Here is a 23,433-nt window from a genome sequence, read left to right as displayed (position 1 = left end):
CGCGCGCCCGGCCGGCCGGCCGGTCAGCCGAGGCCGGCGGGCCGGGTGGGTGCCTCGCCCCGCAGGTGCTCGGCGAGGAACGCGAACACCGTCTCGTACCAGACCACGGCGTGCTGGGGCTTGAGCACCCAGTGGTTCTCGTCCGGGAAGTACAGGAACCGGTGCACGGTCGTGCCGTCGTCGTTGCCGTGGTGCTCCATGAGCTCGGCCCACAGCCGCAGGCTCTCGCCGATCGGCACGCGGTAGTCACGGTCGCCGTGGATGACCAGCAGCGGGGTGCGGATCTCGGCGACCGACAGGTGCGGCGAGTTCTCGAGCATCGCCTCCGGGGTGAAGATGCTCTGCCAGTACCCGGCGTGGTCGGTCGTGCCGGCGAACTGGTCCAGCGCCCACAGGCTCGCGTGCGTCACGATCGCCCGGAACCGGTCGGTGTGACCGGCGACCCAGTTGGCCATGTATCCGCCGAACGACCCGCCCATCGCCGCTGTGCGGGTCTCGTCGATGTCGGGGCGTGCCTCGACGGCATCCGTGATCGACATGAGGTCGGTGAAGGGCGCCTCACCCCAGCTGTTCCAGCCGCGCGCGATGAAGTCGAGGCCGTAGCCCGTCGACAGCGCAGGGTCGGGCAGCAGCACGGCGTAACCGCGGGCGACCGCGAGGTTCGGGTTCCAGCGCCAGCTCCATGCGTTCCAGCTGTTGAGGGGGCCGCCGTGGATCCACAGCAGCAGCGACGCCGGCTTCTCGGCCGACGCGCCCTCGGGCAGCAGCAGCCACCCGCGCACGCGCGCGCCATCGGCCGCGGTGGTCTCGACCTCGGTGATCGTGCCGGGCACCTCGGGCGCCGCGGCGGGGGTGGCGAGCACCGTGACCGTGCCGTCGCGCGCGATGCGCACGGGGTGGGCGGGGGCCACCCACGACGAGCGCAGGGCGACGAGGTCGCCGGTGCCCCGGTCGACGTGCACGTCGGTGTAGGTGAAGTCGTCACCGGTGACCTGCGTCACCGCGCCGCCGTCCAGGCCGATGCGGAAGACGGGGCCGCGCCCGTCGGAGTCGGCGGTCACGATCAGCGCACGGTCGTCGTGGTCGAACTGGATGCTGCTCGGCCAGCGATCCCACTCGGCGGCGATGCGCCGGGGCGATGAGCCGTCGACGCCGCTGATCCACAGTTCCTGTTCGGTGGGGCCCGCGGGCGTGGACTTGACCGAGCGCACGTAGGCGAGCGTGCGGCCGTCGTGGCTGATCGCCGGGCCGGTGCTGTCGACGCCCGGCTCGTCGCGCAGCAGGGTGTGCGCGCCGGTGGCGACGTCGATCGACACGAGGCGGTAGCGGCCGTCGAGGCCCGTGGGCACGAGCAGCGAGGCGATCAGGGTCGCGCCGTCGGGGGTGAGGGCGGCACCGGCGCTCTCTCCGGTGCGCCCGGGCCGGGGGGTGAGATCGCGCGGCCGCGGGAGCGAGGCCGGGTAGGGCTGCGGCCGGTCGGCATCCGCGGCGGCGTTGGCGGCGTCCGCCTCGGCGGCCTCTTCGTCGACGACGGCAGCCAGGGTGTCGACGAGGCCGTCGAGGTCGAGCGAGAGCAGGTGCGGCTCGTCGGGGCCGAGGTCGTGGTCCCAGTGGCGCACCGGATAGGTGTCGTGCAGGATCGCCGACACTTTGCGCTTCGTGCGCTCGGCCCGCAGCCGCGCCTCGTCCTCGAGGGTGTCGGCCGACGGCAGCAGTCCGGCGGCGAGCACGAGGCGCTCCGCGGCTCCGGCGACGGCGGCGATGCCCGAGACGCCGCCGGGCAGCCGCGTCACCGGGCGGGCCTCCCCGCCCTCGGCGGGCAGGAGCCACAGCTGACCCGCCTCCTCGCCGTCGGCGGCTTCGGTGTCGGGCCGCGCCGAGACGAACAGCAGGTCGCCACCGGGGAGGAACGCCGCCCCCGCCTCGCCCTTGGCCGAGCGCGTGAGCCGGCGCGGGGCACCATCGCCGTGGGCCGGCACCTGCCAGAGCGAGCGCTCGTAGCCCGTGGCATCCTTCGTCGGCGTCGCGACGGTCAGCACGACCCGCGTGCCGTCCGGTGAGAGGGTCAGCCCTTCCGTGCGGGCGAGGGCGATGTAGTCGTCGAGCGAGTGGAAGGGTGTCGTGGGCATGCGCTCCACGCTATCGCCGCCGCTCCGCTCGATGGCCGTTCGTAGGGATTCCACATGTGGTCTGACCACAATGCCCGAGGGATTCGTGGACGGCCTACGACGGATGTGCGCGGGCGTCGCCCGCGCGGTAGTACGGAAGGATGACCCGTCAGCGACTCCTCCCTCTCGCCGTCCTCGCGGCCACCCTGGTCGCACTCACCGGCTGCACCGCCTCCGACACGGATGCGGCACCCGCCACCAGCCCCGAGCCCTCCGCGGCGACCACGTCGCTGTCGGCAGCCGACGGCATCGTCGTCGGCGACGGTCCGGTCGCCGTGGAGCTGTGGACCGACCTGTCATGCCCATACTGCGCCGTCCTCGAGGAGACCACGGGAAGCGACCTGGAGCAGTGGGTCGCCGACGGCACGATCACGCTGTCGCTGCACCCGATGAACTACGTGAGCGAGAAGCGCGGCGACACCACCGACTACTCCACGCGCGCGGCCAACCTGCTGGGCCTGGTCGCCGACGCGGGCGAGACCGATGCCGTCCTGCCGCTGTACGCCCTGCTGCAGGAGAACCAGGTCGATGCCGACGGCGCACCGACCGACGCCGACCTGCTGGCCTACGCCACCGAGGCGGGCGTCGCCGCAGACCTCACCGCCGGTGTCGAGAACCTGACGATGGCCGAGTGGGTGCAGGAGAGCAACGACCACTGGATCGGCGAGGTCGTCGGCTCGGAGACCCCCGTCGACCACGTGCCCCTGCTCGTCGTCAACGGCGAGACGTTCGAGCTGCGCGGCGACGGCTCGGATGCCGCACGCCTCCGCGAGGCCGTGGACGCCGCCGCCGCCGGCTGATCGCAGGCCCTTCGCGGCGCCGGCTCAGATGACGTCGTCTGCCGCGACGATGTCGAGCTCCCAGACCCGTGCCTCGGCGACGGTCGCGTCGTGTGCCTCGCGCGCCTGATCGATCACCGCGCCGATCCGCTCCATGAGGTCGACGAACTCCGGCTCGCTCAGCCGGATCATGGTGCGGGCGAACGTGCCGTGAACTCCCGAGCTGCGACCGGCGGTGTACTCCGGCGCCCAGACGACCACGCGTCGCAGCATGTCGGTGTGCTCCTGGGCCAGCGCGGCGAGAAGCGTCCCGCCCAGCGCTTCATCCTCGACGGGGTGATCGGGGCTGCCGAGGTCGAAGCCTCCCTCCACGGCCGTCCACACCCGGTCTCGGCGGTCGCGTGCCTGCTCGGGAGCCTCGACCACGAGCCCGGCATCGGCGAGCGACCGCAGGTGGAAGCTCACGCTGTTCGCCGGCACGTCGAGCTCGGCGGCGATGTCCGCGGCCCGGGCGAAGTCGCGCGAGGCGAGGACCCGCATGATGCGGCGCCGCAGGGGATGCGACATCGCCTTGAGCATCGCGGACGTCATCACCCCGCTGCGCTTAGCCTCACCGCCGTCGACCATGGTCCGAGTGTATCCATGCTGTTCCGCAGGAGAAGTTGCGCAATGGTTATTGCGCAATAGTTCCTGTGCATCTAGTCTGGCGGCATGACCACGACGACTTCTGCGCCGCACCGGCTCTGGCGTAGCCGCCGCTACCTCACCTGGCTCGTCAGCGACACGAGCAGGGGTCTGGCCGACGGGCTGTATGCCTTCGCCCTGCCGCTGCTGACGCTGATCGTCACAGACGACCCCGCTCAGGCCGGGATCGTCGGCGCGGTGGGCGGCGCGGTGCTCGCGGTCACGACGCTCTACGGCGGGGTGCTCGCCGACCGGCATCCGCGCATCGGGCTCATGATCCTCGGCTCCACCATCGGCGTGGTGCTGTCGCTGGGATTCACCGTGCTGGCGTTCGGCGGCTCCCTCACCTTCGCCGGACTGCTGGTGCTGACGCTGCTGCTGGGGGCGCGTGCCGGTCTGTTCGACGTGGCCGGCGAGAGCGCGATCAAGCAGGTCGTGCCCGACGCGGCGATGGGGCGCGCGCAGGCGGCGAACCAGGCCAGGGATGCCGCGCTGCAGCTGGCCGGCGGACCGCTCGGCGGGGCGCTGCTGGCCGTCGGCGGCTGGCTGATCGGCGCCGCGATGACGCTCGCCCAGCTGATCGCCGCGGTCTCGGCGTGGCTGCTGCGGGGCGGAGGATCCGGCGCGACCGAGAGCGCGCCGGCGCCGGCGGCGACGTCCGACGCCCCGACCGCGCGGACGAAGAGCAGCGCAGCCGGCGAGATGCGCACGGCCTTCCTCTGGCTGTGGGCCCGCGACGATCTGCGCGCGGTGCTGTTCATCGCCACGATCATCAACCTCGGGTTCAACGCCGGCCTCACGACCGTGCTCTACGCGATGCAGCAGGCGGGCCACTCTCCCGCCGTCATCGGCTGGCTGTCGGCGGGGGCGGGCGTGGCGATGCTCGTCGGAGCGGTCGCCGCGCCCGCACTGATTCCCCGGGTGAAGGCCGGGGTGATCGCGATCGCGGGGCTCGGCGTGGCGACAGCCGGGGTGCTGGCGCTGTCCCAGCTGGAGACGGTGTGGGCGATCGTCGGTGTGCTCGCGGCCTCCGTGCTGCTGCTTCCCGCGCTCAACGCCGCATTGATGGGATACACGATGGTCGCCGTTCCGAGCGAGCTGCTCGGGCGGGTGAACAGCGTCAGCACCGTGCTGGCGATCGGAGCGATGCCGCTCGGGCCGCTGATCGCGGGCTTCGGCCTGACGTGGGTCGGGCGCGAGGGCACCCTGCTCGTCTGCGCCGCCCTGTGCGGGGTGGCCACCGCGATGGCCGTCGCCAGCCGCGGGCTGCGCGCGCTTCCGACCGAGGGGGGCTGGGCCGATCACGCCGCGCGCTTCGCGCGCAGCTGAGAACCTCGGGTGGTCGCGATGGGGCGCGGATCATCCTCGCGACGGACCCGTGTCCCCCGCGGGGGCGACGACACGTGCACGACCGGCGCGAAGACTGGAGCCATGAACGTCTCTCCGATCTCCCCCGCCCTGGCCGCCACCGGCCTCGTCAAGCGCTACGGCCCCCTCACCGCCCTCGCCGGCGTCGATGTCACGATCGAGCGGGGGCAGTCGGTCGCGGTGATGGGCGCCTCGGGCTCGGGCAAGACGACCCTGCTGCACTGCCTCGCCGCGGTGCTGGCCCCCGACGGCGGCTCCGTGCGTCTCGCCGTCGACGGCGGCGCCCCGCTGGAGCTCGTGGGCATGACCGAGTCGGAGCGCTCGGCGGTGCGCCGTTCGCACGTGGGGTTCGTCTTCCAGGAGCACCTGCTGCTGCCCGAGCTCACCGCCGTCGAGAACGCCGCGCTGCCGCTGATCGTCACGGGCGTGGCCCGCCGCCAGGCAGAGGCGCACGCCGCCGGCTGGCTGGCCGCTCTGGGGCTCGCGGGCATGGAGGACCGACGCATCGGCCAGCTGTCGGGAGGTCAGGCCCAGCGCGTCGCGATCGCGCGCGCCCAGGCCACGGGCGCACCCGTCGTGTTCGCCGACGAGCCGACCGGCGCCCTCGATTCGGCGACCTCGACCGAGGTGATGACGGCGCTGCTGCAGGCCACCACCGGCCAGAGCCGCAGCCTCGTCGTCGTCACGCACGACTCCGACGTCGCGGCACGCTGCGACCGCGTGCTGCACATGCGCGACGGCCGCATCGTCGGCGAGACCGCAGGCACCGCCGCGCGCGCCGACGCGAACGGGGCCGCCCGATGAGCGCCGGCACCGCCGTGCTGCGCGCTCCGCAGTCCCCGCCCCGTGGCACGGCCGGCTCGGCCCGCCGCATCGTCACCCTCACCACGCTGCTGTCACGACCGTCCCGTCAGGGACGCGCGGCGCTGCTGCTGCCGGTGGTCGCCTTCGCGGTGACGACGGCACTGCTGCTGGTCGTCGTGGGCGGCACCGTCATGTTCCACACCGACCCGCGCGTGGCAGGCGACCCGGTCTATCCCATGCTGAGCATGCTCGCCCTGGTGCTGCTGGCGGTGCCGGTGTTCACCCTCGGCGCCGCGGCGGCGCGGCTGTCGAGCCGCCGTCGCAACGACCGCCTGGCCACCCTGCGGCTGCTCGGGGCCACCAGCGGCGAGGTCTCGGCGATGACGGTCGCCGAGGCGGCGCTGACGGCACTCGCCGGTGCGGTCGGAGGCGTGGTGCTCTACCTGGTGCTGCTGCCGCTCGTGGGTCTGCTGCCGTTCTTCGGCGGACCGGTGGGCATGGGCGCGGTGTGGGCCGGGCTTCCCGCGGTCTTCTGGGCGGTCATCGGCGTGACCGCCCTCGCGACCATCAGCGCCGCGCTCAGCCTGCGCGCGGTGCGTCTCGGCCCCCTCGGGGTGCGCCGACGCACGGATGCCGCACCGCGCCGCACCGTGCTGCTGGTCGTCGGGCTGGTCCTCCTCATCGCCCTCATCGTGGTGGCGGGCAGCTTCGGCTCGCTCGCCGACACCCTCGGGGTCATGATCCTCATCGGCATGTTCGCCGGTGCGATGGGGCTGGTCAACCTCATCGGGGCGCCGCTGGTGGCGCTGAGCGGCCGCATCATGGCGCGCCGCGCCACCTCGGCGGCGAACCTCATCGCCGGTCGCGAACTCGCTGCGCACGCGCCGCAGGCGTGGCGCCGGGTCTCGGGCATCGCGATGATCGCGTTCATCGCCGTCGTGGCCGGTGGGGGCATCGGCCTGCTCGAAGCGGTCGGCGAGAACGAGCAGGGCACGCTGCTGTCCGACATCCGCGTCGGTGTGCTGGTGACGCTCGGTGCGGCGTTCGTGCTGCTGGCCTGCTCGGTGGGCGTGACGCAGGCGGCGTCGGTGCTCGAAGACCGTGAGCTCATCGTCGGGCTGGACCGGCTCGGCATGCCCGAGGAGCAGCTGCGCCACTCGCGGAGTCTCGTGGTCATGGTGCCGCTGCGCTGGGCGGCGCTGGGCGGAGCGGCCGCCGGCACCGCACTCAGCCTGCCGATCGTGGGGGCGACAGGGATCATCGCGCCCGTTCCCATCCTCGTGGTGGTGCTCACCTTCGTGGCTGGCTTCGCCGCGGTGAGCCTTGCGATGCGCGCCACCGAGCCGCTGGCACGGGCGGTGCGCCGCAGCGCGGCGTGAGTCGGTCGGCCGACGTGGTTCGATGAGAGCATGACCGATTCCCCCGTGTCGATCTCGATCACCCTCGACGGCGTGAGCGTGCTCTCCCCGCCCGCCCTGCAGGCGCTGTACCGCATCACCGGCCGCTCCACGGTCGAGATGCGCCTGGCTGCGGGGGCGGGCGAGCCGCTGTACACCTGCGGTCTCTTCGGCGCCGACCACATCCATGCCGTGCCCCGGTTGGAGAAGGCGGTCGCGTTCCTCACGGACAACGGCGTGCCCTTCTTGTTGCACGAGAGCGTCGACGGCGAGCGCAGCGAGATCTCGGTGGAGGTCATGCGCAGCATCCTCGGCGAGGCTTGAGCGGACCCCCGACGTCATCCCCTCACCCGCACCACGACGGCGCCGGCCCCTGCGGGGGTGCGGCGCCGTCGTCGTCGGGCGAGGTCAGAGGTCTTCAGGGCTGAGATCGCCCTCGCCGTCCTCGCCGAGCTCGGCGACGACGGGGTCCTCCCCCTGGGTCTCGGGCTGCAGCACCGCGGGAGCGCCGACGTCATCGGCGGCTGCCGCAGCCGCCGCCTGCGGCCCGGGGTCGCCGAACCGCTCGTCGGCCTGCGCGGCCGTGCCGGGCCCGTCGTCGACGCCACCGGCGAACCGGTCGTCGGGCTCGGTGACCTCCGCGTCAGCGTCCTGCGTCGCCGCGCCGAGCTCCTCGGAGTACTCGCCACCGGCGAGCGTGTCGGTCTCCTGGGCGCTGGTGCTGCCACCCTGGGCGTTCTGGTCGTCGTGGTCGGCCATGCCGAACTCCTCTCGTCGTCGGGTCCGGGACGTGTCCCGGTGCAACGAGCGTGCCGCACCGCCGCGATCCGGTTCAGCCGGTTCCCCTTCCTGCGGCGGCGCGTTATCCTCCCGCGTCGCGCACGCCGTCCCGCCCCGCACCCGCAGCCCCTCTCACCTATCGATGAACGTCGATACGTGAGAGGATCGGGGCATGAGTCTTCCCGCGACGATCGATGCCGGGGCCGCGTGCTGCGGTCCGCGCATCACCTCGACCTTGAGCGACGACGAGGCGCGGAGCCTGGCGAAGGTGTTCAAGGCGCTGGGTGACCCCGCGCGGGTGAAGCTGCTGTCGCTCATCGCCGCCGGCGCGGACGGAGAGGCATGCATCTGCGATCTCACCGATCCGATCGGGCTCTCCCAGGGCACGGTCTCCCACCACATGAAGCTGCTCGCCGACGCCGGACTGGTGACCCGCGAGCAGCGCGGGAAGTGGGCGTACTTCGCGGTGGCCGGCGACGCACTGGAGTCGGCCGCGGCAGCCCTGCGGTCCGCATGAGGGCCTCCACCGCCGCCCGGCCGACGACGGCCGCTGGGCCGCGCCTGTCGCCGCTGGACCGCTGGCTGCCCGCGTGGATCGCGCTGGCGATGGCCGCCGGGCTGCTGATCGGCCGGTTCGTCCCCGGGGTGTCCACCCTGCTCGCGAGCCTCGAGCTCGGGGGCATCTCGGTGCCCATCGCCCTCGGCCTGCTGGTGATGATGTACCCGGTTCTCGCGAAGGTGCGCTACGACCGCGTCGGCGCGGTGGCCGGCGACACGAAGCTGCTGGTCGCCTCCCTGGCGCTGAACTGGGTCGCCGGACCCGCCCTCATGTTCGCGCTGGCGTGGGTGTTCCTGCCCGACCTGCCGGAGTACCGCACCGGGCTCATCATCGTGGGGCTGGCGCGATGCATCGCGATGGTCGTGATCTGGAACGACCTGGCCTGCGGCGACCGCGAGGCGGCCGCCGTGCTCGTGGCGATCAACTCCGTCTTCCAGGTCGTCGCCTTCTCGCTGCTGGGCTGGTTCTACCTCACCGTGCTCCCCGGCTGGCTCGGGCTCGACAGCCAGGGGGTGGACGTGTCGATCGGGCAGATCGCCCTGAACGTCGCAATCTTCCTCGGCATCCCGCTGCTGGCCGGCTTCGCCTCCCGCTTCATCGGCGAGCGCCGCCGTGGCCGCACCTGGTACGAGGAGCGCTTCCTGCCGAGGGTGGGGCCGTGGGCGCTGTATGGATTGCTCTTCACGATCGCGCTGCTGTTCGCCCTGCAGGGCGAACAGGTCACCTCGCGCCCCTGGGATGTGGGGCGCATCGCGCTGCCCCTGCTGGTCTACTTCGCCGTGATGTGGTTCGTCGGGCTCTTCACCGGCAAGGCGCTCGGCCTCGGGTACGCGCGGTCGGCGACGCTGGCGTTCACCGCAGCGGGCAACAACTTCGAGCTGGCCATCGCCGTCGCCATCGCCACCTTCGGCGCCACCTCCGGGCAAGCCCTGGCCGGCGTGGTCGGGCCGCTCATCGAGGTGCCCGTGCTCGTCGGTCTCGTCTACGTGTCGCTGTGGGCGGCACGCGCGTGGTTCCGCACCGATCCCCCTGCCACCCGACCGGAGACACCATGACCCCCGCCAAGCCCTCCGTCCTGTTCGTCTGCGTGCACAATGCCGGCCGCTCCCAGATGGCCGCCGGATTCCTGCGCGACATCGCCGGCGGCCGCATCGAGGTGCGCTCGGCCGGCTCCCTGCCGGCGGAGCGGATCAACCCCGTCGCCGTCGACGCCATGGCCGAGATCGGCATCGACATCACCGCAGAGCAGCCCAAGGTGCTCACGACCGAGGCCGTGCAGGCATCCGACGTGGTCATCACGATGGGATGCGGCGACGCGTGCCCCATCTTCCCCGGCAAGCGCTACGAGGATTGGACGCTCGACGACCCCGCCGGTCAGGGCATCGATGCCGTCCGCCCCATCCGCGACGACATCCGCGCGCGCATCGAGCAGCTCGTGGGCGAACTGCTCTGAGTCGCGGTCGGCCCGCGCGCCGATCACGCCACCCCCTTCGCTTCGGCGCCGCGCGGCTCTAGCGTTCCGTCATGGACGGCTTCGCGGCGGTGGATTTCGAGGCGGCGCGGCAGGTGCTGCAGCGCGGGATCGCGGCGCTGTACATCGTGGCGTTCCTGTCGACGTTCCACCAGTTCCGCGCCCTGCTGGGCGAGCGGGGGCTGCTGCCCGCGCCGGAGCTGCTGGCGTGGGCCACGGCCTCACCGCGCCGGGCGCGGATGGTGGGGCCGACGCTCTTCCGCCGCGTGCGCTACAGCGACCGGCGCCTGCGCGCCCTCTGCGTGGCGGGGATGACCGTGGGCGCGGCGCTCGTCGCGGGCACCCCCCAGCTCGGGCCGCCGTGGGTGCCGATGGTGTGCTTTCTGCTGCTGTGGCTCGGCTACATGTCGGTGGTCAGCATCGGGCAGACCTTCTACGGGTTCGGGTGGGAGATGCTGCTGCTGGAGGCGGGCTTCGTGGCGGCCTTCCTCGGGTCGGACGATCAGCCGCCGCCCACCGTGGTGATCGTGCTGCTGTGGTGGCTGCTGTTCCGGCTGGAGTTCGGCGCCGGCATGATCAAGATCCGCGGCGGGCGGGAGTGGCGCGACCTCACGGCACTGATGTTCCACCACGAGACGCAGCCGATGCCGGGGCCGCTCAGCCGGCAGGCACACCTGCTGCCGCGATGGTTCCACCGTCTGGAAGTGGTGGGCAACCACTTCTCGCAGCTCGTGGTGCCGTGGTTCCTGTTCGCACCCCTGCTCGGCCTCTGGGTGCCCGGCCCCGTCCCGTCGATCGTCGGCACGGTCGCCGGTGGCATCGTCATCGTCACCCAGCTGTGGCTCGTGCTCACGGGCAACTTCGCCTGGCTGAACTGGGCGACGATCGTGCTGGGCTTCGCGGCGGTGTCGGTGCCCGGCTCCGGCGCCCCGCCGGCATCCGACCCGCCGTGGGTCGTCGACGGCCTGCCACTGTACTGGCTCGTGATCACGAGCGGTGTGGGGCTGCTGTACGTCGTGATCAGCTGGCCGGCGCTGCGCAACCTCGCCGCGCGGCGGCAGCTGATGAACGCCAGCTTCAACCGCTGGCAGCTGGCCAACGCCTACGGCGCGTTCGGCACGGTCACCCGCGAGCGCGTCGAGTACATCATCGAGGGCACGACCGACCCCGACCCCGAAACGGCGACATGGCGGGAGTACGGGTTCCGCGGAAAGCCCGGCGATGTGCGCCGCATCCCCCGGCAGTGGGCGCCCTACCACCTGCGGCTGGACTGGCTCATGTGGTTCCTGCCGCTGGGGCGGTCGCTCGAGGGCTGGTTCGCGGCGCTGCTGGGGCGGCTGCTCGAGGCGGATGCCGCGACGCTTGCGCTGCTGCGCGTGGACCCGTTCGCGGGCGACCGCCCCCGCTGGGTGCGTGTGGTGTCCTACCGCTACCGCTTCGCCACCCATGCGGAGTTCCGCCGCGACCGCGTGCGGTGGGTGCGCGACCGGCGCCGGGTTCTCGTGCGGCCGATCGGCGCGCGCGACGTGGGCTGAGGCGGATGCCGGGAGGCGACGGGCCTACGACGCCGGGCCGTCGCCGAGACGGCGGGCGAGCGCGACCGCGTCGTGCGGGGCGTGACCCCGGGCGTCGTTGTCGAAGTAGACGTAGACGTCGCGCGGCTTGCCGTCGCCGCCGGAGGTCGTGCCGTCGCGCCAGTCGCGGACGCGGGCGGCCCAGGCATCCAGCTGGGTGTCGGTGTAGCCGCTGGTGTAGAGGTCCTCCGCGCCGTGCAGGCGCACGTAGACGAACGACGCCGTCGCCTCGCCGAACGCGGGGAAACGTCCCGCCGTGTCCGCCACCACGAGCGCGACGTCGTGGGCGCGCAGCAGCGGCGCGAGGGCGGCATGCTCGAAGGTGGCCGACCGGGGCTCCAGCGCGTACCGGATCGGGGCGTCGCGCTCGATCTCGAGCCAGGCCCGCCCGTCCAGGCGCGCGTCGTGGCGGCGGGCGATCTCGAGGGCTGCGCCGGTCGTGCGCGGCAGCGATGCCAGGAACGCCTCGAGCACGTCGGGGTCGAACTCCTCCCGCTCCGGCAGCTGCCACAGCACCGGCCCCAGCTGAGCGCCGAGTGCCAGCACGCCCGAGGCGAAGAAGTTCGCCAGCGCCACCTCGATCCCGCGCAACCGCAGCATGTGGGTGATGTAGCGGGAGCCCTTGACCGCGAACACGAATCCGGCGGGGACGGCCTCACGCCATCTGCGGTAGCTGCTCGGGCGCTGGAGCGAGTAGAACGACCCGTTCAGCTCCAATGTCGACATGGTCTCGCCGACGTACTGCAGCTCCCGCGCCTGAGCGAGACCGCGCGGGTAGAAGTCGCCGCGCCAGCTCGGGTAGCGCCACCCTGAGATCCCCACCCGCACCCGCCCGGCCATCGCCGCTCCCTCCGCTGACCGCCCATCCTAGGAAGGCGGACCCGGGGGCGCACGCATGCCCGGCACGGCAGGGCGCACCCTGCCCGCGGCATCCGCTTGAATGGTGTCCGGGAGGCGAACGTGACCCGAGAGCCGGCACCGGCCGCGGCGCCCGCACGCGGGAGCGTCGGCGAGGTGTTCCTGGCATTCCTGCGTCTGGGGCTCACGTCGTTCGGCGGGCCGACCGCCCACCTGGGCTACTTCCGCGACGAGCTCGTGACCCGCCGGCGGTGGCTGGACGACAGCCGGTACGGCGAGCTGGTCGCGCTCGCACAGTTCCTGCCCGGGCCGGCGTCGAGCCAGGTGGGGTTCGCGCTGGGACTGCTGCGGGCGGGCCCCCTGGGCGCCGTCGTCGCCTGGCTCGCGTTCACGCTGCCGTCAGCGATGCTCCTGGTGGGGTTCGCCTACGCCGCCGCAGCGCTGGACAGCCCCGTCGGCGACGGCATCGTGACCGGGCTCAAGATCGTCGCCGTCGCCATCGTCGCCCAGGCCGTGTGGGGCATGGCGCGCACGCTGGCGCCCGATGCCCGGCGCGGCTCGATCGCGGTCGTCGCCGTGGTCGTCGCACTGCTCGCCGCCGGCTCGCTCGGGCAGGTCGCCGCCATCGCGCTCGGCGCGCTGGCCGGGCTGCTGCTGTGCCGCGAACCGGATGCCGGCGACCTCGGCGGCGCTGCCGTCGGCGGCGGGGGTGACGCGCTGGTCGTGGCGGTGTCCCGGCGCGCGGGCGCCATCGCGCTGGGGACGTTCGCCGCGCTGCTGATGATCCTGCCGCTGGTCGCTGCGGCCGCCGGCACGCGCCTGGCGGACATCGCCGACGGGTTCTACCGCGCCGGTGCGCTCGTCTTCGGCGGCGGCCACGTGATGCTGCCCCTGCTGCAGGCCGAAGTGGTCGCCGCCGGCTGGGTCAGCCCTGAGCAGTTCCTCGCCGGGTACGGCGCCGCGCAGGCCGTGCCGGGTCCGCTGTTCACGTTCGCGGCGTATCTCGGCGCCCTGTCGGCACCGGGCGCCGCAGGGCTGCTCGGCGCGGCCGTCGCCCTCGTGGCCGTCTTCCTCCCCGGCATGCTGGTGATGGTGGGGGTGCTGCCGTTCTGGAGCGCCGTGCGCACCCGACCCGCTGCCCGCGCCCTCCTGCGCGGCGCGAACGCGGCGGTCGTCGGCATCCTCGCCGCCGCGCTCTACGACCCGGTGTTCGTCACGGCGGTCGTCGATGCGCCGTCGTTCGCGCTGGCCGCGGTCTGCTTCGTGCTGCTCGTCGCCTGGCGGATGCCGCCGTGGGCGGTCGTCCTCGTGGGCGCGGTGGGCGGGCTGCTGATCACGCTGGTGTAGCGCGGGACGGCTTCCGTCCGCCGCTCGCGACCCCGTTCAGTCGACGCCGGGGGCCGAGCCGAAGACGTGCAGCCCCAGTTCGTCGCTCAGCCGCTTGCTCGCCGCATGCCCCCGCACACTCGTGCCGTACTCATCCAGCGGAGGGCTGATCACCGCCGCGCCGAGCCGCTGCGGCGCGGACATCACGATCGCGCCCGACACGCTCGACTTCGCGGGCACGCCCACCGAGCGCATCCAGCGACCGGAGCCGTCGTAGACGCCGCAGGTGGCCATCACCGACACGACGTCCCTGGCCACCTCCGGCGGCACGACCTGCTCGCCGGTGAGGGGGTTGCGCCCGCCGAAGGCGAGCGTCGCTCCCATCACCGCGAGCACCTCGGCATCCACCAGCACGGCGCAGGCGCGCGCGTACACGGCGACGGCGTCGTCGGCGCTCACCCGCAGCGTGCCCTCTGCGCGCATCAGATGGGCGAGGGCGTGGTTCCTGTCGCCCAGCAGATGCTCGTCGCGGGCCACCTCCTCGTCGACCTCGAGCGGGCGCCCGGCGAAGGCCGACAGGCCGGTGAGGATGCGGGCGTCGCGTGCCGCCACATCATCGCCGTCGACGATGCTCGCCGTCAGCAGCGCCCCCGCGTTGACCATCGGGTTCGGGGGCCGGCCGGTGTCGCTTTCGAGCTTGATCGCGTCGAACGCCTCGCCGGTGGGCTCGATGCCGATCCGCTCCAGCGCCTGCCCGTCGGTGTCGAGCAGCGCCAGCGCGAAGAGGAACGGCTTGACGGCGGACTGCACACTGAAGGCCACATCGGCCTGCGCGGTGGAGCGCACCGTGCCGTCCGGCAGCGCCATGGCGATGGCGCAGAAGGTCGGGTCGGCCGAGGCGAGCTGCGGGATGCTGTCATTCACCTCTCCGCCCTCGTGATCCAGCATCTCCGCGCGCAAGCGGTCGAGGTCGTAGCTGCGGGGGTCGCGATGACGGCTCATGCCCCCACCCTGACACGGCCGAACGCCGAAGCGCCCCGCGTCCTCAGGGACTCGGGGCGCTTCACGCGGTTCACGGGCGACCTGCACGCGCGGGCGTCACGTCAGGAGCGACGGCGCGTAGTGCTGCGGCCCGTGACCATCACGTACACGAGCAGCGCGACGATCGCACCGAGGATGGAGCCGATGATGCCGGCCGGCTGGAAGAAGCCGTCGGCCGCGTCCTGCCCGAAGAGCAGGAAGCCGAGGAAGCCGCCGACGAACGAGCCGACGATCCCGAGGACGATGGTCATGAGCAGGCTCATGTCCTGCTTGCCCGGCACGACGGCGCGGGCGATGAAACCGGCGATGAGGCCGATCACGATGATGCTGATGATGAGACCGAGCATGATTGCTCCTCTTGTTGAAACGCCCGGAGACGTGTCGGGTCGGGCACCGTGCGGTGCTCGGGATGCCGCAGTGCGCGACAACACGTTCAGTCGACCACCCCTCAGGGTGTGGCGGCACACCCCTGGGGGTGAAAAGCTCAGGACGTGTCCTCGCGCTCGAACCCGTCCCCCATCACGGTCGCCCTCGTCGACGATTACGACGTGGTGCTGAAGGGGCTGGCGCATCTGTTCGACGACCACCGCGACCGCGTCGTGATCGCGGAGATCGACGCGAACCAGGGCGTGAGCGACCAGGTGGACGTCGTGCTGTACGACTCCTTCGCGCAGCCTGAGTCCGACCACCAGGAGATCTCCGAGCTCATCAAGAACCCGCGTGCCCGGCGCGTGGTGATGTACACGTGGAACTTCCACCCGGAGCTCATCGCGTCGGCTCGACGGCAAGGGGTGCACGGGTATCTCTCGAAGACCTTGACCGCGGCCCAGCTGGTCGACGCGATCGAGGCGGTCCACTCCGGTGAGGTCGTGATCAGCGAGCAGGGTCGCCGGGCCCCGAGCGCGCCGGGTCTCGAGTGGCCGGGCCGGCTGGAGGGCATCACCGATCGGGAGTCGGAGATCCTCGCCCTCATCACCCAGGGCAAGAGCAACGCCGAGGTCGCCCGTCTCACCTACCTCAGCCCGAACACGGTGAAGTCCTACATCCGATCGGTCTACCGGAAGATCGGCGCGTCCAGCCGCACCCAGGCGGTGCTGTGGGGCGTGCGCCATGGATTCACCCCCGACACCCATCGCATCGAGCACTGGATGGGCGGGCCGTGACGCCCGCCGCCGCGCCCGTGGGCCCGCTTCGCCGCACGCCTCGTGGCACCGGGTCCCGCGTAGACTGAGCCTCAGTACCACTTTCTCGAGCACAGGAGTACGTCATGGCTGACGCGTCCGCATACACGCCGCCCGTCGAGGACTATGCGTTCCTCTTCACCGACGCCTTCGGTCAGGACCTCGTCGCGCGCGCCACAGCCGGTGAGCTCACCGCGGAAGACGCGACGGACATCATCGCGGGCGCAGGCGAGTTCGCCGCCTCGGTCATCGCGCCGCTCGAGGCCATCGGCGACCGCGTCGGCGCGCGCCTCGAAGACGGCCAGGTGCGTCTGCCCGACGGGTTCGCCGCGGCGTACCGCGCGTTCGTCGAGGCGGGCTGGGTCACGGCCGAGGCTCCCGTCTCCGCCGGCGGCGACGGCCTCCCCGGCGCCGTGCGCGCAGGACTCGGCGAGATCTGGAACGCCTCGAACGCGGCGTTCGCCCTCTGCTGGCTGCTGACGGCAGGCCAGGTGCACGCCCTCGACGCTGCGGCATCCGATGAGATCCGCGAGACGTACCTGTCGAAGCTCGTCTCGGGCGAGTGGACCGGCACGATGAACCTCACCGAGCCCGATGCCGGCACGGACCTCGGCGCGATCCGCACGATGGCCACGCCGCAGGGCGACGGCAGCTGGGCGATCCGCGGCCAGAAGATCTTCATCACCTGGGGCGACCACGACGTCGCGGAGAACATCGTGCACCTGGTGCTCGCCCGCACCCCCGGCGCCCCCGACGGCGCGAAGGGACTCTCGCTGTTCGTCGCCCCCAAGGTGCTCGTGAACGACGACGGGTCGCTCGGCGACCGCAACACCATCACCACCGTCGCGATCGAGCACAAGCTCGGCATCCACGGCAGCCCGACCTGCGTGCTCGCCTATGAGGACGCCACCGGCTACCTCGTCGGCGAGGTCGGCGGGGGCCTGGCGGGCATGTTCGTCATGATGAACTCCGCCCGCGCGGGCATGGGCTTCCAGGCGACGGGCATCGCCGACCGTGCCTATCAGCAGGCCGCGGCGTATGCGGCGGACCGCCTGCAGGGCGGCGTGCTGGAGCGCCCGGCCGGCACGCCGATCGCCGAGCACCCCGATGTGCGCCGCCTGCTGCTGTCGATGTCGAGCAAGATCTTCGCGATGCGCGCGCTCGGCGTCTATGTCGGCGACCTGCTCGATCGTGCCGACACCGACGGCTCCCTGGTGAAGCTGGCCGAGTTCTTCGTGCCGATCCTCAAGGGCTGGACGACCGAGGATGCCATCACCGTCACGAGCGATGCCATCCAGGTGCAGGGCGGCATGGGCTTCATCGAGGAGACCGGCGCGGCGCAGCACTACCGCGACGTGCGCATCACCACGATCTACGAGGGCACCACGGCGATCCAGTCCAACGACCTCGTCGGCCGCAAGGTGCTGCGCGACGGCGGCGCGACCGTGTCGGAGCTGTTCGGCCGGATCGACGAGACCGTGGCACGCCTGCGCGGCTTCGACCACCCCGTCGCCGCCCGCACCGCCGACCGGCTCGAACGGGCTCTCGCGGCATCCCGCCGCGCGACCGACGACCTGCTCGGGTTCGCCGGGTCGCCGCGCGACGCGTACGCCGTCAGCGTGCCCTACCTGATGCTGCTGGGCACGCTTTCGGGCGGCTGGATGCACGCCCTCGCCGCCGTCGCGGTGCTCGGGCGCGGGGTCCCGTCCGAAGCGGATGCCGCTCGCCTGACGTCGGCGGACTTCTACGGCGCCCACCACCTCCCCCGCGTGCACGCGCTCGCCGAAACGGTCGCCGGCGGCGAGATCGGCTGACCGCGACGCGCTCGGCGGGCTGCTCATCACCCTCTGATGAGGGGGATCATCGGCTCGCCACGGGAACCCCTGACACCGCACCCGGCGCGAGGTGCCGGCTCAGAGCGGTGGCGATCTCGTCGACATGGGCGAGCATCTCGGGGGTGAGCGCGTCGAGGAACAGCTCCCGCACGGCGCGAAGGTGCGGGACGGATGCCGCGCGGAACGCCTCGCGGCCGTGCGTCGTCGCCGTCACGTCCACCCCGTGCACGTCGTCGGCGCAGGGCGCCCTGCCGATGAGCTGCCGCTTCTCCATCCGTCCCAGATGATGCGACAGGCGACTGCGCTCCCACCCGATCACCGTCGCGAGCTCCGACGAGCGGAGCGTGTGTTCCGGGGCCTCCGTGAGAGCGATCAGCACCTGGTAGTCGCCCGCTGACAGGCCCGAGTCGGTCTGCAGTCGGTTCGCGAGGCGCGTGCGCAGCGCCTCTGCCGTCTCGATGTACTCCCGCCATATGCGCAGCTGCTCCGGTGTGGGCATCGACCGGTGCTTCTCGCCCATTCCGCCTCCCCGGGAATTGATACGTCAATCCTACGGTTGGGGCATTGACACGTCAATCCGGAGGGACCGGCGACGGGAGGGATGGGACCATGACGACCGAGCTGGAGTTCGGCATCGACACCTTCGGCGATCTGCCACGCAACGACCGTGGTGCCGTCGTCTCCTACGCGGAAGCGATCCGCGCCACCCTGGCCGAGGCCGTGCTCGCCGACGACATCGGCATCGATGCCATGACCGTCGGCGAGCACCACCGGCCCGAGTACGCGATCTCGTCGCCCGAGACCGTGCTGGCGGGCATCGCCACCGCGACCGAACGGATCCGACTGGGTTCCGGCGTCACCGTCTTGTCCTCCGATGACCCGGTGAGGGTGTTCCAGCGCTTCGCCACCGTCGACGCTCTCTCGAACGGGCGCGCCGAGGTCATCCTGGGCCGCGGATCCTTCACCGAGTCCTTCCCGCTCTTCGGCTACGACCTCTCGGATTACGAGGTGCTGTTCGACGAGAAGATCAACCTCTTCCATGCGCTCCTCGACGAGAAGCCGGTCACGTGGGAAGGAACGACGCGCGCGCCCCTGCACGAAGCCGACGTCTTCCCGAAGACCGACTCCGGCCGGCTGCGCACGTGGGTCGGGGTCGGCGGCACCCCTCAGTCGGTGCTGCGCACGGCTCACTACGGATTCCGGCTCATGCTCGGCATCATCGGCGGCCCACCCGTTCGCTTCGCGCCGTATGTCGACCTGTATCGACGGGCGACGGAGCAGCTCGGTACGACCGCCTACCCCGTGGGCATGCACTCCCCCGGATTCATCGCCGAGACGGATGCCGAAGCCAAGGAGCTCTTCTACCCGGGCTACAAGGTCATGCACGACCGCATCGGGGCGCTGCGCGGCTGGGCGCCCGTGCAGCGGTCGCAGTTCGAGGCCGACGTCGGGCGGGGCTCGCTGTACGTCGGTTCGCCCGAGACCGTCGCCCGCAAGATGGCGGATGCCATCTCGACGCTCGACGTCGGTCGGTTCGATCTCACCTACGCCGCCGGCGGGGCCCTCGCCGCGAGTGCCCGCCTCCGTGCCGTCGAGCTGTACGGCACGAAGGTGATCCCGATGGTCCGCGAGATGCTCGCCGAGGCCCCTGGCCGTCGGGCGATGACCGGTGCAGCGTTCCGGCGGTGAAGGAGAACGACCACATGGACATCACCAGCCGCAGCACGACGACCGTCGGCATCCTCGGTGCCGGCAAAGTGGGCACGGTTCTCGCGCGCCTCGCCCTGGCCGCTGGCTACCGCGTCCTGGTCGCCGGTTCCGGGGATCGCGAGCGGATCGCTCTCACGATCGACGTGCTCGCACCCGGGGCGACCGCTGTGCGTGCAGAACAGGCGGCGGGCGAGGCGGACATCGTCGTGCTCGCCCTGCCTCTGGGCCAGCACCGCCGCCTCCCCCTCACGCAACTGGACGGCAAGCTCGTCGTCGACGCGATGAACTACTGGTGGGAGACCGACGGCATCCGCGACGACCTGGACGACCCGCGCACTTCCACGAGCGAGATCGTCCAGGGCTTCCTTGCGGACTCGCGCGTCGTGAAGGCGCTGAACCACATGGGCTACCACGACCTCGAGGAAGAGGCACGACCCACCGGCGCGATGGGCCGCAAAGCGATCGCGATCGCGGGAGACCGCGCCACCGACCTCGCGCGCGTGGCGGACTTCGTCGACGCCCTCGGGTTCGACCCCGTCATCGTCGGTCCCCTCGCTGCGGGCGTCGTGCTGCAGCCGGGCCATCCGGCCTTCGGCGCCCATCTCCCGGCGGCGGACCTGCGTCTGCTGATCGATGAACACGAACGACACACAGAAGGAGCAGTGCAGCAATGACCAAGATCGCCATCATCCTCGGAAGCACCCGTCCCGGCCGCAACGGAAAGCAGGTCGCGGACTGGGTGCTCGCGCAGGCCGCCCCGCGCGACGACGCCGACTTCGAGCTCGTCGACCTCGCCGACTACGTGCTCCCCCACCTCGATGAGCCGATGTCGGCGATGTCGGGTCAGTACAGCAACGACCACACGCGGCGGTGGTCCGAGAAGATCGCCCAGTTCGATGGGTACATCTTCGTCACGCCCGAGTACAACCACTCCACATCCGGCGTGCTCAAGAACGCGATCGACTACCTGTACAGCGAGTGGAACAACAAGGCGGCCGCGCTCGTGGGATACGGCGGGGTCGGCGGAGCACGCGCGATCGAGCACCTGCGGCTCGTGCTCGCCGAGCTCCAAGTCGCCACCGTGCGCCAGACCCTGACCCTCTCCCTCATGACCGAGTTCGAGAACTTCGCCACTTTCACCCCCGGGCCCCAGCAGTCCGCCCACCTCGGCATCCTGTTCGACCAGCTCGTCGCCTGGTCCGAAGCCCTCCACGACGTGCGGCAGCCGCAACGTGCCGACGCGGCCGCCTGACCTCGGCCCCGCAACTCCCTCACCACGGATCTACCGGCGCGTACCGCCGGCGAAAGGAAAGAGACAATGGCGACAGTGACCTTCGACCAGGCGACGCGCGCGTATTCCGGCGTGCGTCGCCCCGCGGTCGACAAGCTGGATCTCGACATCGCCGACGGCGAGTTCCTGGTGCTGGTCGGGCCGTCGGGCTCCGGCAAGTCCACCTCGCTGCGCATGCTGGCCGGCCTCGAAGAGGTGAACGCGGGCCGCATCCTGATCGGCGACCGCGACGTCACCGACGTCCCGCCGAAGGACCGCGACATCGCGATGGTGTTCCAGAACTACGCGCTGTACCCGCACATGACCGTCGCCGAGAACATGGGCTTCGCCCTGAAGATCGCCGGCGTCGGCACGCAAGAGCGCGCCGCCCGCGTGCTCGAGGCCGCCAAGCTGCTCGACCTCGAGGAGTACCTGACCCGCAAGCCGAAGGCCCTCTCGGGCGGGCAGCGTCAGCGTGTCGCGATGGGTCGTGCCATCGTGCGCCAGCCCCAGGTCTTCCTCATGGACGAGCCGCTGTCGAACCTCGACGCCAAGCTCCGCGTGCAGACCCGTACGCAGATCTCCTCACTGCAGCGACGCCTGGGCGTCACCACCGTCTATGTCACGCACGATCAGGTGGAAGCGCTGACCATGGGCGACCGCATCGCCGTGCTGGCCGACGGTGCACTGCAGCAGCTGGGCACACCGCGCGATCTGTACGAGCACCCCGTCAACGTGTTCGTCGCCGGCTTCATCGGCTCCCCCGCGATGAACCTGTTCTCCACGCACGTGACCGCGGACGGCATGCGGTTCGGCAGCGCCACCGTTCCGATCGAGCGCGACGTCGCCGCGTCCGCCGGACCTCGCGTCACCATCGGCGTCCGACCGGAGGACATCGCCATCGGGAGCGCTTCCGACGCAGGGTTGGCCATCACCGTGGACCTCGTCGAAGAACTCGGCGCCGACGGATACCTCTACGGACACGCCGACATCGACGGCGAGCGCATCCCGATCATCGCCCGGGTCGATGGCCGGGTCCACCCGGCCGTCGGGGACACGGTCTCGGCCACCCCGAAGCCCGGGCGCATCCACGTCTTCGACGTCGACAGCGGAGAGCGGCTGAACGCCGGCGTCGCGGAGTGAGCCGCTGCGTCGCGGGCGTGCGCGCGGTGCGACGGCGGGGATCAGGTGAACGGGAAGTCACACGCCGCACGGCGCGGGTCCTGCGCAGCGGACGGACCGGGGATCAGCCCGCGGGCCGCCCGACGCGCCTGCGTCGGTCGATGAGCCGGTTGAGTCGCTCCGACATGACGACGCCCATGATCGCGAGGATGCCGATGAACAGCGGGAACAGCCACAGGCCGAACCACGCCGAGAGCAGGCCGAACAGCGGCGGTGCGAAGGTCGAGCCGGTGTAGGCGGCCGCCATCTGGATGCCGATGATGGCCTGCGAGTTGCGCCGTCCGAAGTTGACCGGGGTCGAGTGGATGATGGCGGGATAGATCGGCGCGGCGCCGAGGCCGGTGAGCACGAGGCCGGCGAGGGCGACCGCGTCGGTCTCGAGAGGCAGCGCGAGCAGCACGGCGCCGAGACCGACCGTGGCGAATCCGCCTCGGATGAGCGCCCGGTCCCCCAGACGGTCGGCGAAGAATCCCGCGAGGAAGCGTCCGCCGGTGATGCCGAGGAGGAACAGTGAGGCGAAGGCCGCGGCGGTGGCCTCGGGGACGTCGCGGTCGGTGACGAGCCACGTGGACGCCCACAGGAGCGCGGTCGACTCCAGCGCGCAGTAGGCGAAGAACGCCGTCAGGATCAGCGCGACGCCGGGGATGCGCAGGGCCTGGGCGAGCGGGACGTGGGTGCGTCCGTGGCCGGGCGCGTCAACGGCATCCGGGTGAACGTCGTCGCGTTCGGTGCTGCTCCCCGGCGGCACGACCGCGTTCACCCTGCCCCACAGCGGCAGGCTCACCAGCAGTACGAAGGTGAGCGCCACCTGGATGAGGCCGACGATGAGATAGGCGCTGGACCAGCCCATGCCCGAGGTGAGCGCGAAGCTCATGATGAACGGGCTGATCGAGGCGCCGAGGCCCCAGAAGCTGTGCAGCCAGTTCATGTGCCGCGCCGCGTAGTGCAGCGCCACGTAGTTGTTGAGCGCTGCATCCACCGCACCGGCGCCGAGCCCGTAGGGGATGGCCCAGAGGCACAGCATCCAGAACGAGTCCGAGAAGGAGAAGCCGACGAGGGCGGCGGCGGTCATCCCCACGCTGACGGCCGTGACGAGTCCGGCGCCGAAGCGTCGCGTGACCCGCTCGGAGGCCAGGCTCGACAGGATCGTGCCGCCCGCGATCACCATCGTGATGATGCCGGCGAGGGACAGCGGCACACCGAGGTCCCGGTGCATCACCGGCCAGCCGGCGCCGATGAGCGAGTCGGGCAGGCCGAGGCTGACGAAGGCGACGTAGATGATCGTGAGGAGCAGGGAGTACACGGCGTGCCGATGGGCCTTTCACGGGGAGCAGAAAGCGCGGCGGTTCGGGTGACCGCGGCGCACGCTCCGAGAGTACACACGCACCGGAACGGTTGCGCGGCGACGGCGGGGCGCGGGCTCACCGGCCGGGCGGCGAGAACGAC

The 23,433-nt window shown here is 71.8% G+C and carries 24 protein-coding genes; 16 read left to right on the top strand and 8 right to left on the bottom strand.

Annotation, left to right across the window (positions count from 1 at the left end; translation table 11 throughout):
* Nucleotides 1-23 precede the first annotated feature (23 nt).
* Nucleotides 24-2,129: a S9 family peptidase gene (locus NQ165_RS05515; protein WP_257531991.1), complete on the bottom strand. Its 2,106-nt coding sequence runs from the start codon at nt 2,127-2,129 to the stop codon at nt 24-26.
* Nucleotides 2,130-2,269: 140 nt separating this feature from the next.
* Here NQ165_RS05515 and NQ165_RS05510 point away from each other — a divergent pair, with 140 nt between their 5' ends.
* Nucleotides 2,270-2,968: a DsbA family protein gene (locus tag NQ165_RS05510; RefSeq protein ID WP_257531989.1), complete on the top strand. Its 699-nt coding sequence runs from the start codon at nt 2,270-2,272 to the stop codon at nt 2,966-2,968.
* 24 nt (nt 2,969-2,992) lie between these two features.
* On the opposite strand, the gene NQ165_RS05505 is transcribed toward NQ165_RS05510, so the two are convergent.
* Nucleotides 2,993-3,574: a helix-turn-helix transcriptional regulator gene (locus tag NQ165_RS05505; RefSeq protein ID WP_257531987.1), complete on the bottom strand. Its 582-nt coding sequence runs from the start codon at nt 3,572-3,574 to the stop codon at nt 2,993-2,995.
* 84 nt (nt 3,575-3,658) lie between these two features.
* Here NQ165_RS05505 and NQ165_RS05500 point away from each other — a divergent pair, with 84 nt between their 5' ends.
* From NQ165_RS05500 to NQ165_RS05485, 4 genes are all read left to right on the top strand, one after another.
* Nucleotides 3,659-4,960 (top strand): MFS transporter, encoded by a 1,302-nt coding sequence (locus tag NQ165_RS05500; RefSeq protein WP_257531985.1) that lies wholly within the window; start codon nt 3,659-3,661, stop codon nt 4,958-4,960.
* Between the two features lie 102 nt (nt 4,961-5,062).
* Nucleotides 5,063-5,803: an ABC transporter ATP-binding protein gene (locus NQ165_RS05495; protein ID WP_257526182.1), complete on the top strand. Its 741-nt coding sequence runs from the start codon at nt 5,063-5,065 to the stop codon at nt 5,801-5,803.
* Complete coding sequence (locus NQ165_RS05490) at nt 5,800-7,182, top strand: FtsX-like permease family protein (RefSeq protein WP_257531983.1); 1,383 nt, start codon at nt 5,800-5,802, stop codon at nt 7,180-7,182. The genes NQ165_RS05495 and NQ165_RS05490 overlap by 4 nt, the downstream gene beginning before the upstream one ends.
* Nucleotides 7,183-7,212: 30 nt before the next feature.
* A complete protein-coding gene (locus tag NQ165_RS05485) occupies nt 7,213-7,524 on the top strand; it encodes a hypothetical protein (RefSeq protein WP_257526184.1) in 312 nt (103 codons plus the stop codon).
* Nucleotides 7,525-7,608: 84 nt separating this feature from the next.
* On the opposite strand, the gene NQ165_RS05480 is transcribed toward NQ165_RS05485, so the two are convergent.
* Nucleotides 7,609-7,959, bottom strand: coding sequence for a hypothetical protein (locus NQ165_RS05480; RefSeq protein WP_257526185.1), 351 nt, complete (start codon nt 7,957-7,959; stop codon nt 7,609-7,611).
* Between the two features lie 193 nt (nt 7,960-8,152).
* Between NQ165_RS05480 and NQ165_RS05475 the strand changes: the two genes are divergently transcribed.
* From NQ165_RS05475 to NQ165_RS05460, 4 genes are all read left to right on the top strand, one after another.
* Nucleotides 8,153-8,497, top strand: a complete 345-nt coding sequence (locus NQ165_RS05475; RefSeq protein WP_257526186.1) for a helix-turn-helix transcriptional regulator — start codon at nt 8,153-8,155, stop codon at nt 8,495-8,497.
* Nucleotides 8,494-9,594: an ACR3 family arsenite efflux transporter gene (gene arsB / locus NQ165_RS05470; RefSeq protein ID WP_257526187.1), complete on the top strand. Its 1,101-nt coding sequence runs from the start codon at nt 8,494-8,496 to the stop codon at nt 9,592-9,594. The genes NQ165_RS05475 and arsB overlap by 4 nt, the downstream gene beginning before the upstream one ends.
* Complete coding sequence (locus tag NQ165_RS05465; RefSeq protein WP_257531981.1) at nt 9,591-9,992, top strand: arsenate reductase ArsC; 402 nt, start codon at nt 9,591-9,593, stop codon at nt 9,990-9,992. Before arsB ends, NQ165_RS05465 begins: the two co-directional genes overlap by 4 nt.
* 71 nt (nt 9,993-10,063) lie before the next feature.
* The gene (locus NQ165_RS05460) at nt 10,064-11,545 is read left to right on the top strand and encodes a lipase maturation factor family protein (protein ID WP_257526189.1); all 1,482 of its coding nucleotides are present in this window, start codon (nt 10,064-10,066) and stop codon (nt 11,543-11,545) included.
* 24 nt (nt 11,546-11,569) lie between these two features.
* On the opposite strand, the gene NQ165_RS05455 is transcribed toward NQ165_RS05460, so the two are convergent.
* Nucleotides 11,570-12,424, bottom strand: a complete 855-nt coding sequence (locus NQ165_RS05455; protein WP_257526190.1) for a DUF72 domain-containing protein — start codon at nt 12,422-12,424, stop codon at nt 11,570-11,572.
* Between the two features lie 120 nt (nt 12,425-12,544).
* Here NQ165_RS05455 and chrA point away from each other — a divergent pair, with 120 nt between their 5' ends.
* Nucleotides 12,545-13,789, top strand: a complete 1,245-nt coding sequence (gene chrA / locus NQ165_RS05450; protein ID WP_257531980.1) for a chromate efflux transporter — start codon at nt 12,545-12,547, stop codon at nt 13,787-13,789.
* A 36-nt stretch (nt 13,790-13,825) separates the two neighbouring features.
* Here chrA and glsA read toward each other — a convergent pair whose 3' ends face one another.
* Together glsA and NQ165_RS05440 are read right to left on the bottom strand one after the other, a co-directional pair.
* Nucleotides 13,826-14,770, bottom strand: a complete 945-nt coding sequence (glsA, locus tag NQ165_RS05445; RefSeq protein ID WP_257531977.1) for a glutaminase A — start codon at nt 14,768-14,770, stop codon at nt 13,826-13,828.
* Between the two features lie 101 nt (nt 14,771-14,871).
* Nucleotides 14,872-15,156: a GlsB/YeaQ/YmgE family stress response membrane protein gene (locus NQ165_RS05440; protein ID WP_257526194.1), complete on the bottom strand. Its 285-nt coding sequence runs from the start codon at nt 15,154-15,156 to the stop codon at nt 14,872-14,874.
* 144 nt (nt 15,157-15,300) lie between these two features.
* On the opposite strand from NQ165_RS05440, the gene NQ165_RS05435 reads away from it, so the two are divergent.
* Both NQ165_RS05435 and NQ165_RS05430 read left to right on the top strand, forming a co-directional pair.
* Entirely contained in the window at nt 15,301-15,972 is a 672-nt protein-coding gene (locus NQ165_RS05435; RefSeq protein WP_257526195.1) for a response regulator transcription factor, read from the top strand.
* Nucleotides 15,973-16,076: 104 nt separating this feature from the next.
* The gene (locus tag NQ165_RS05430; RefSeq protein WP_257526196.1) at nt 16,077-17,804 is read left to right on the top strand and encodes an acyl-CoA dehydrogenase; all 1,728 of its coding nucleotides are present in this window, start codon (nt 16,077-16,079) and stop codon (nt 17,802-17,804) included.
* A gap of 46 nt (nt 17,805-17,850) precedes the next feature.
* Here NQ165_RS05430 and NQ165_RS05425 read toward each other — a convergent pair whose 3' ends face one another.
* Complete coding sequence (locus NQ165_RS05425; RefSeq protein WP_257526198.1) at nt 17,851-18,324, bottom strand: MarR family winged helix-turn-helix transcriptional regulator; 474 nt, start codon at nt 18,322-18,324, stop codon at nt 17,851-17,853.
* 110 nt (nt 18,325-18,434) lie between these two features.
* Here NQ165_RS05425 and NQ165_RS05420 point away from each other — a divergent pair, with 110 nt between their 5' ends.
* From NQ165_RS05420 to NQ165_RS05405, 4 genes are all read left to right on the top strand, one after another.
* Complete coding sequence (locus NQ165_RS05420) at nt 18,435-19,514, top strand: LLM class flavin-dependent oxidoreductase (RefSeq protein ID WP_257526199.1); 1,080 nt, start codon at nt 18,435-18,437, stop codon at nt 19,512-19,514.
* Complete coding sequence (locus NQ165_RS05415; RefSeq protein ID WP_257526200.1) at nt 19,511-20,209, top strand: NADPH-dependent F420 reductase; 699 nt, start codon at nt 19,511-19,513, stop codon at nt 20,207-20,209. Before NQ165_RS05420 ends, NQ165_RS05415 begins: the two co-directional genes overlap by 4 nt.
* Nucleotides 20,206-20,787 (top strand): NADPH-dependent FMN reductase, encoded by a 582-nt coding sequence (locus NQ165_RS05410; protein WP_257526201.1) that lies wholly within the window; start codon nt 20,206-20,208, stop codon nt 20,785-20,787. The genes NQ165_RS05415 and NQ165_RS05410 overlap by 4 nt, the downstream gene beginning before the upstream one ends.
* Before the next feature lie 66 nt (nt 20,788-20,853).
* The gene (locus tag NQ165_RS05405) at nt 20,854-21,948 is read left to right on the top strand and encodes an ABC transporter ATP-binding protein (RefSeq protein WP_257531975.1); all 1,095 of its coding nucleotides are present in this window, start codon (nt 20,854-20,856) and stop codon (nt 21,946-21,948) included.
* A gap of 103 nt (nt 21,949-22,051) precedes the next feature.
* Here NQ165_RS05405 and NQ165_RS05400 read toward each other — a convergent pair whose 3' ends face one another.
* Complete coding sequence (locus NQ165_RS05400) at nt 22,052-23,290, bottom strand: sugar MFS transporter (protein WP_257526203.1); 1,239 nt, start codon at nt 23,288-23,290, stop codon at nt 22,052-22,054.
* Nucleotides 23,291-23,433: the final 143 nt, after the last annotated feature.

The sequence above is a fragment of the Microbacterium sp. zg.Y1084 genome, from assembly GCF_024623595.1.
Classification (GTDB): domain Bacteria; phylum Actinomycetota; class Actinomycetes; order Actinomycetales; family Microbacteriaceae; genus Microbacterium; species Microbacterium wangruii.
Note: the sequence above shows the minus strand (reverse complement) of the source record. Positions and strands in the feature narration are given on the sequence as shown.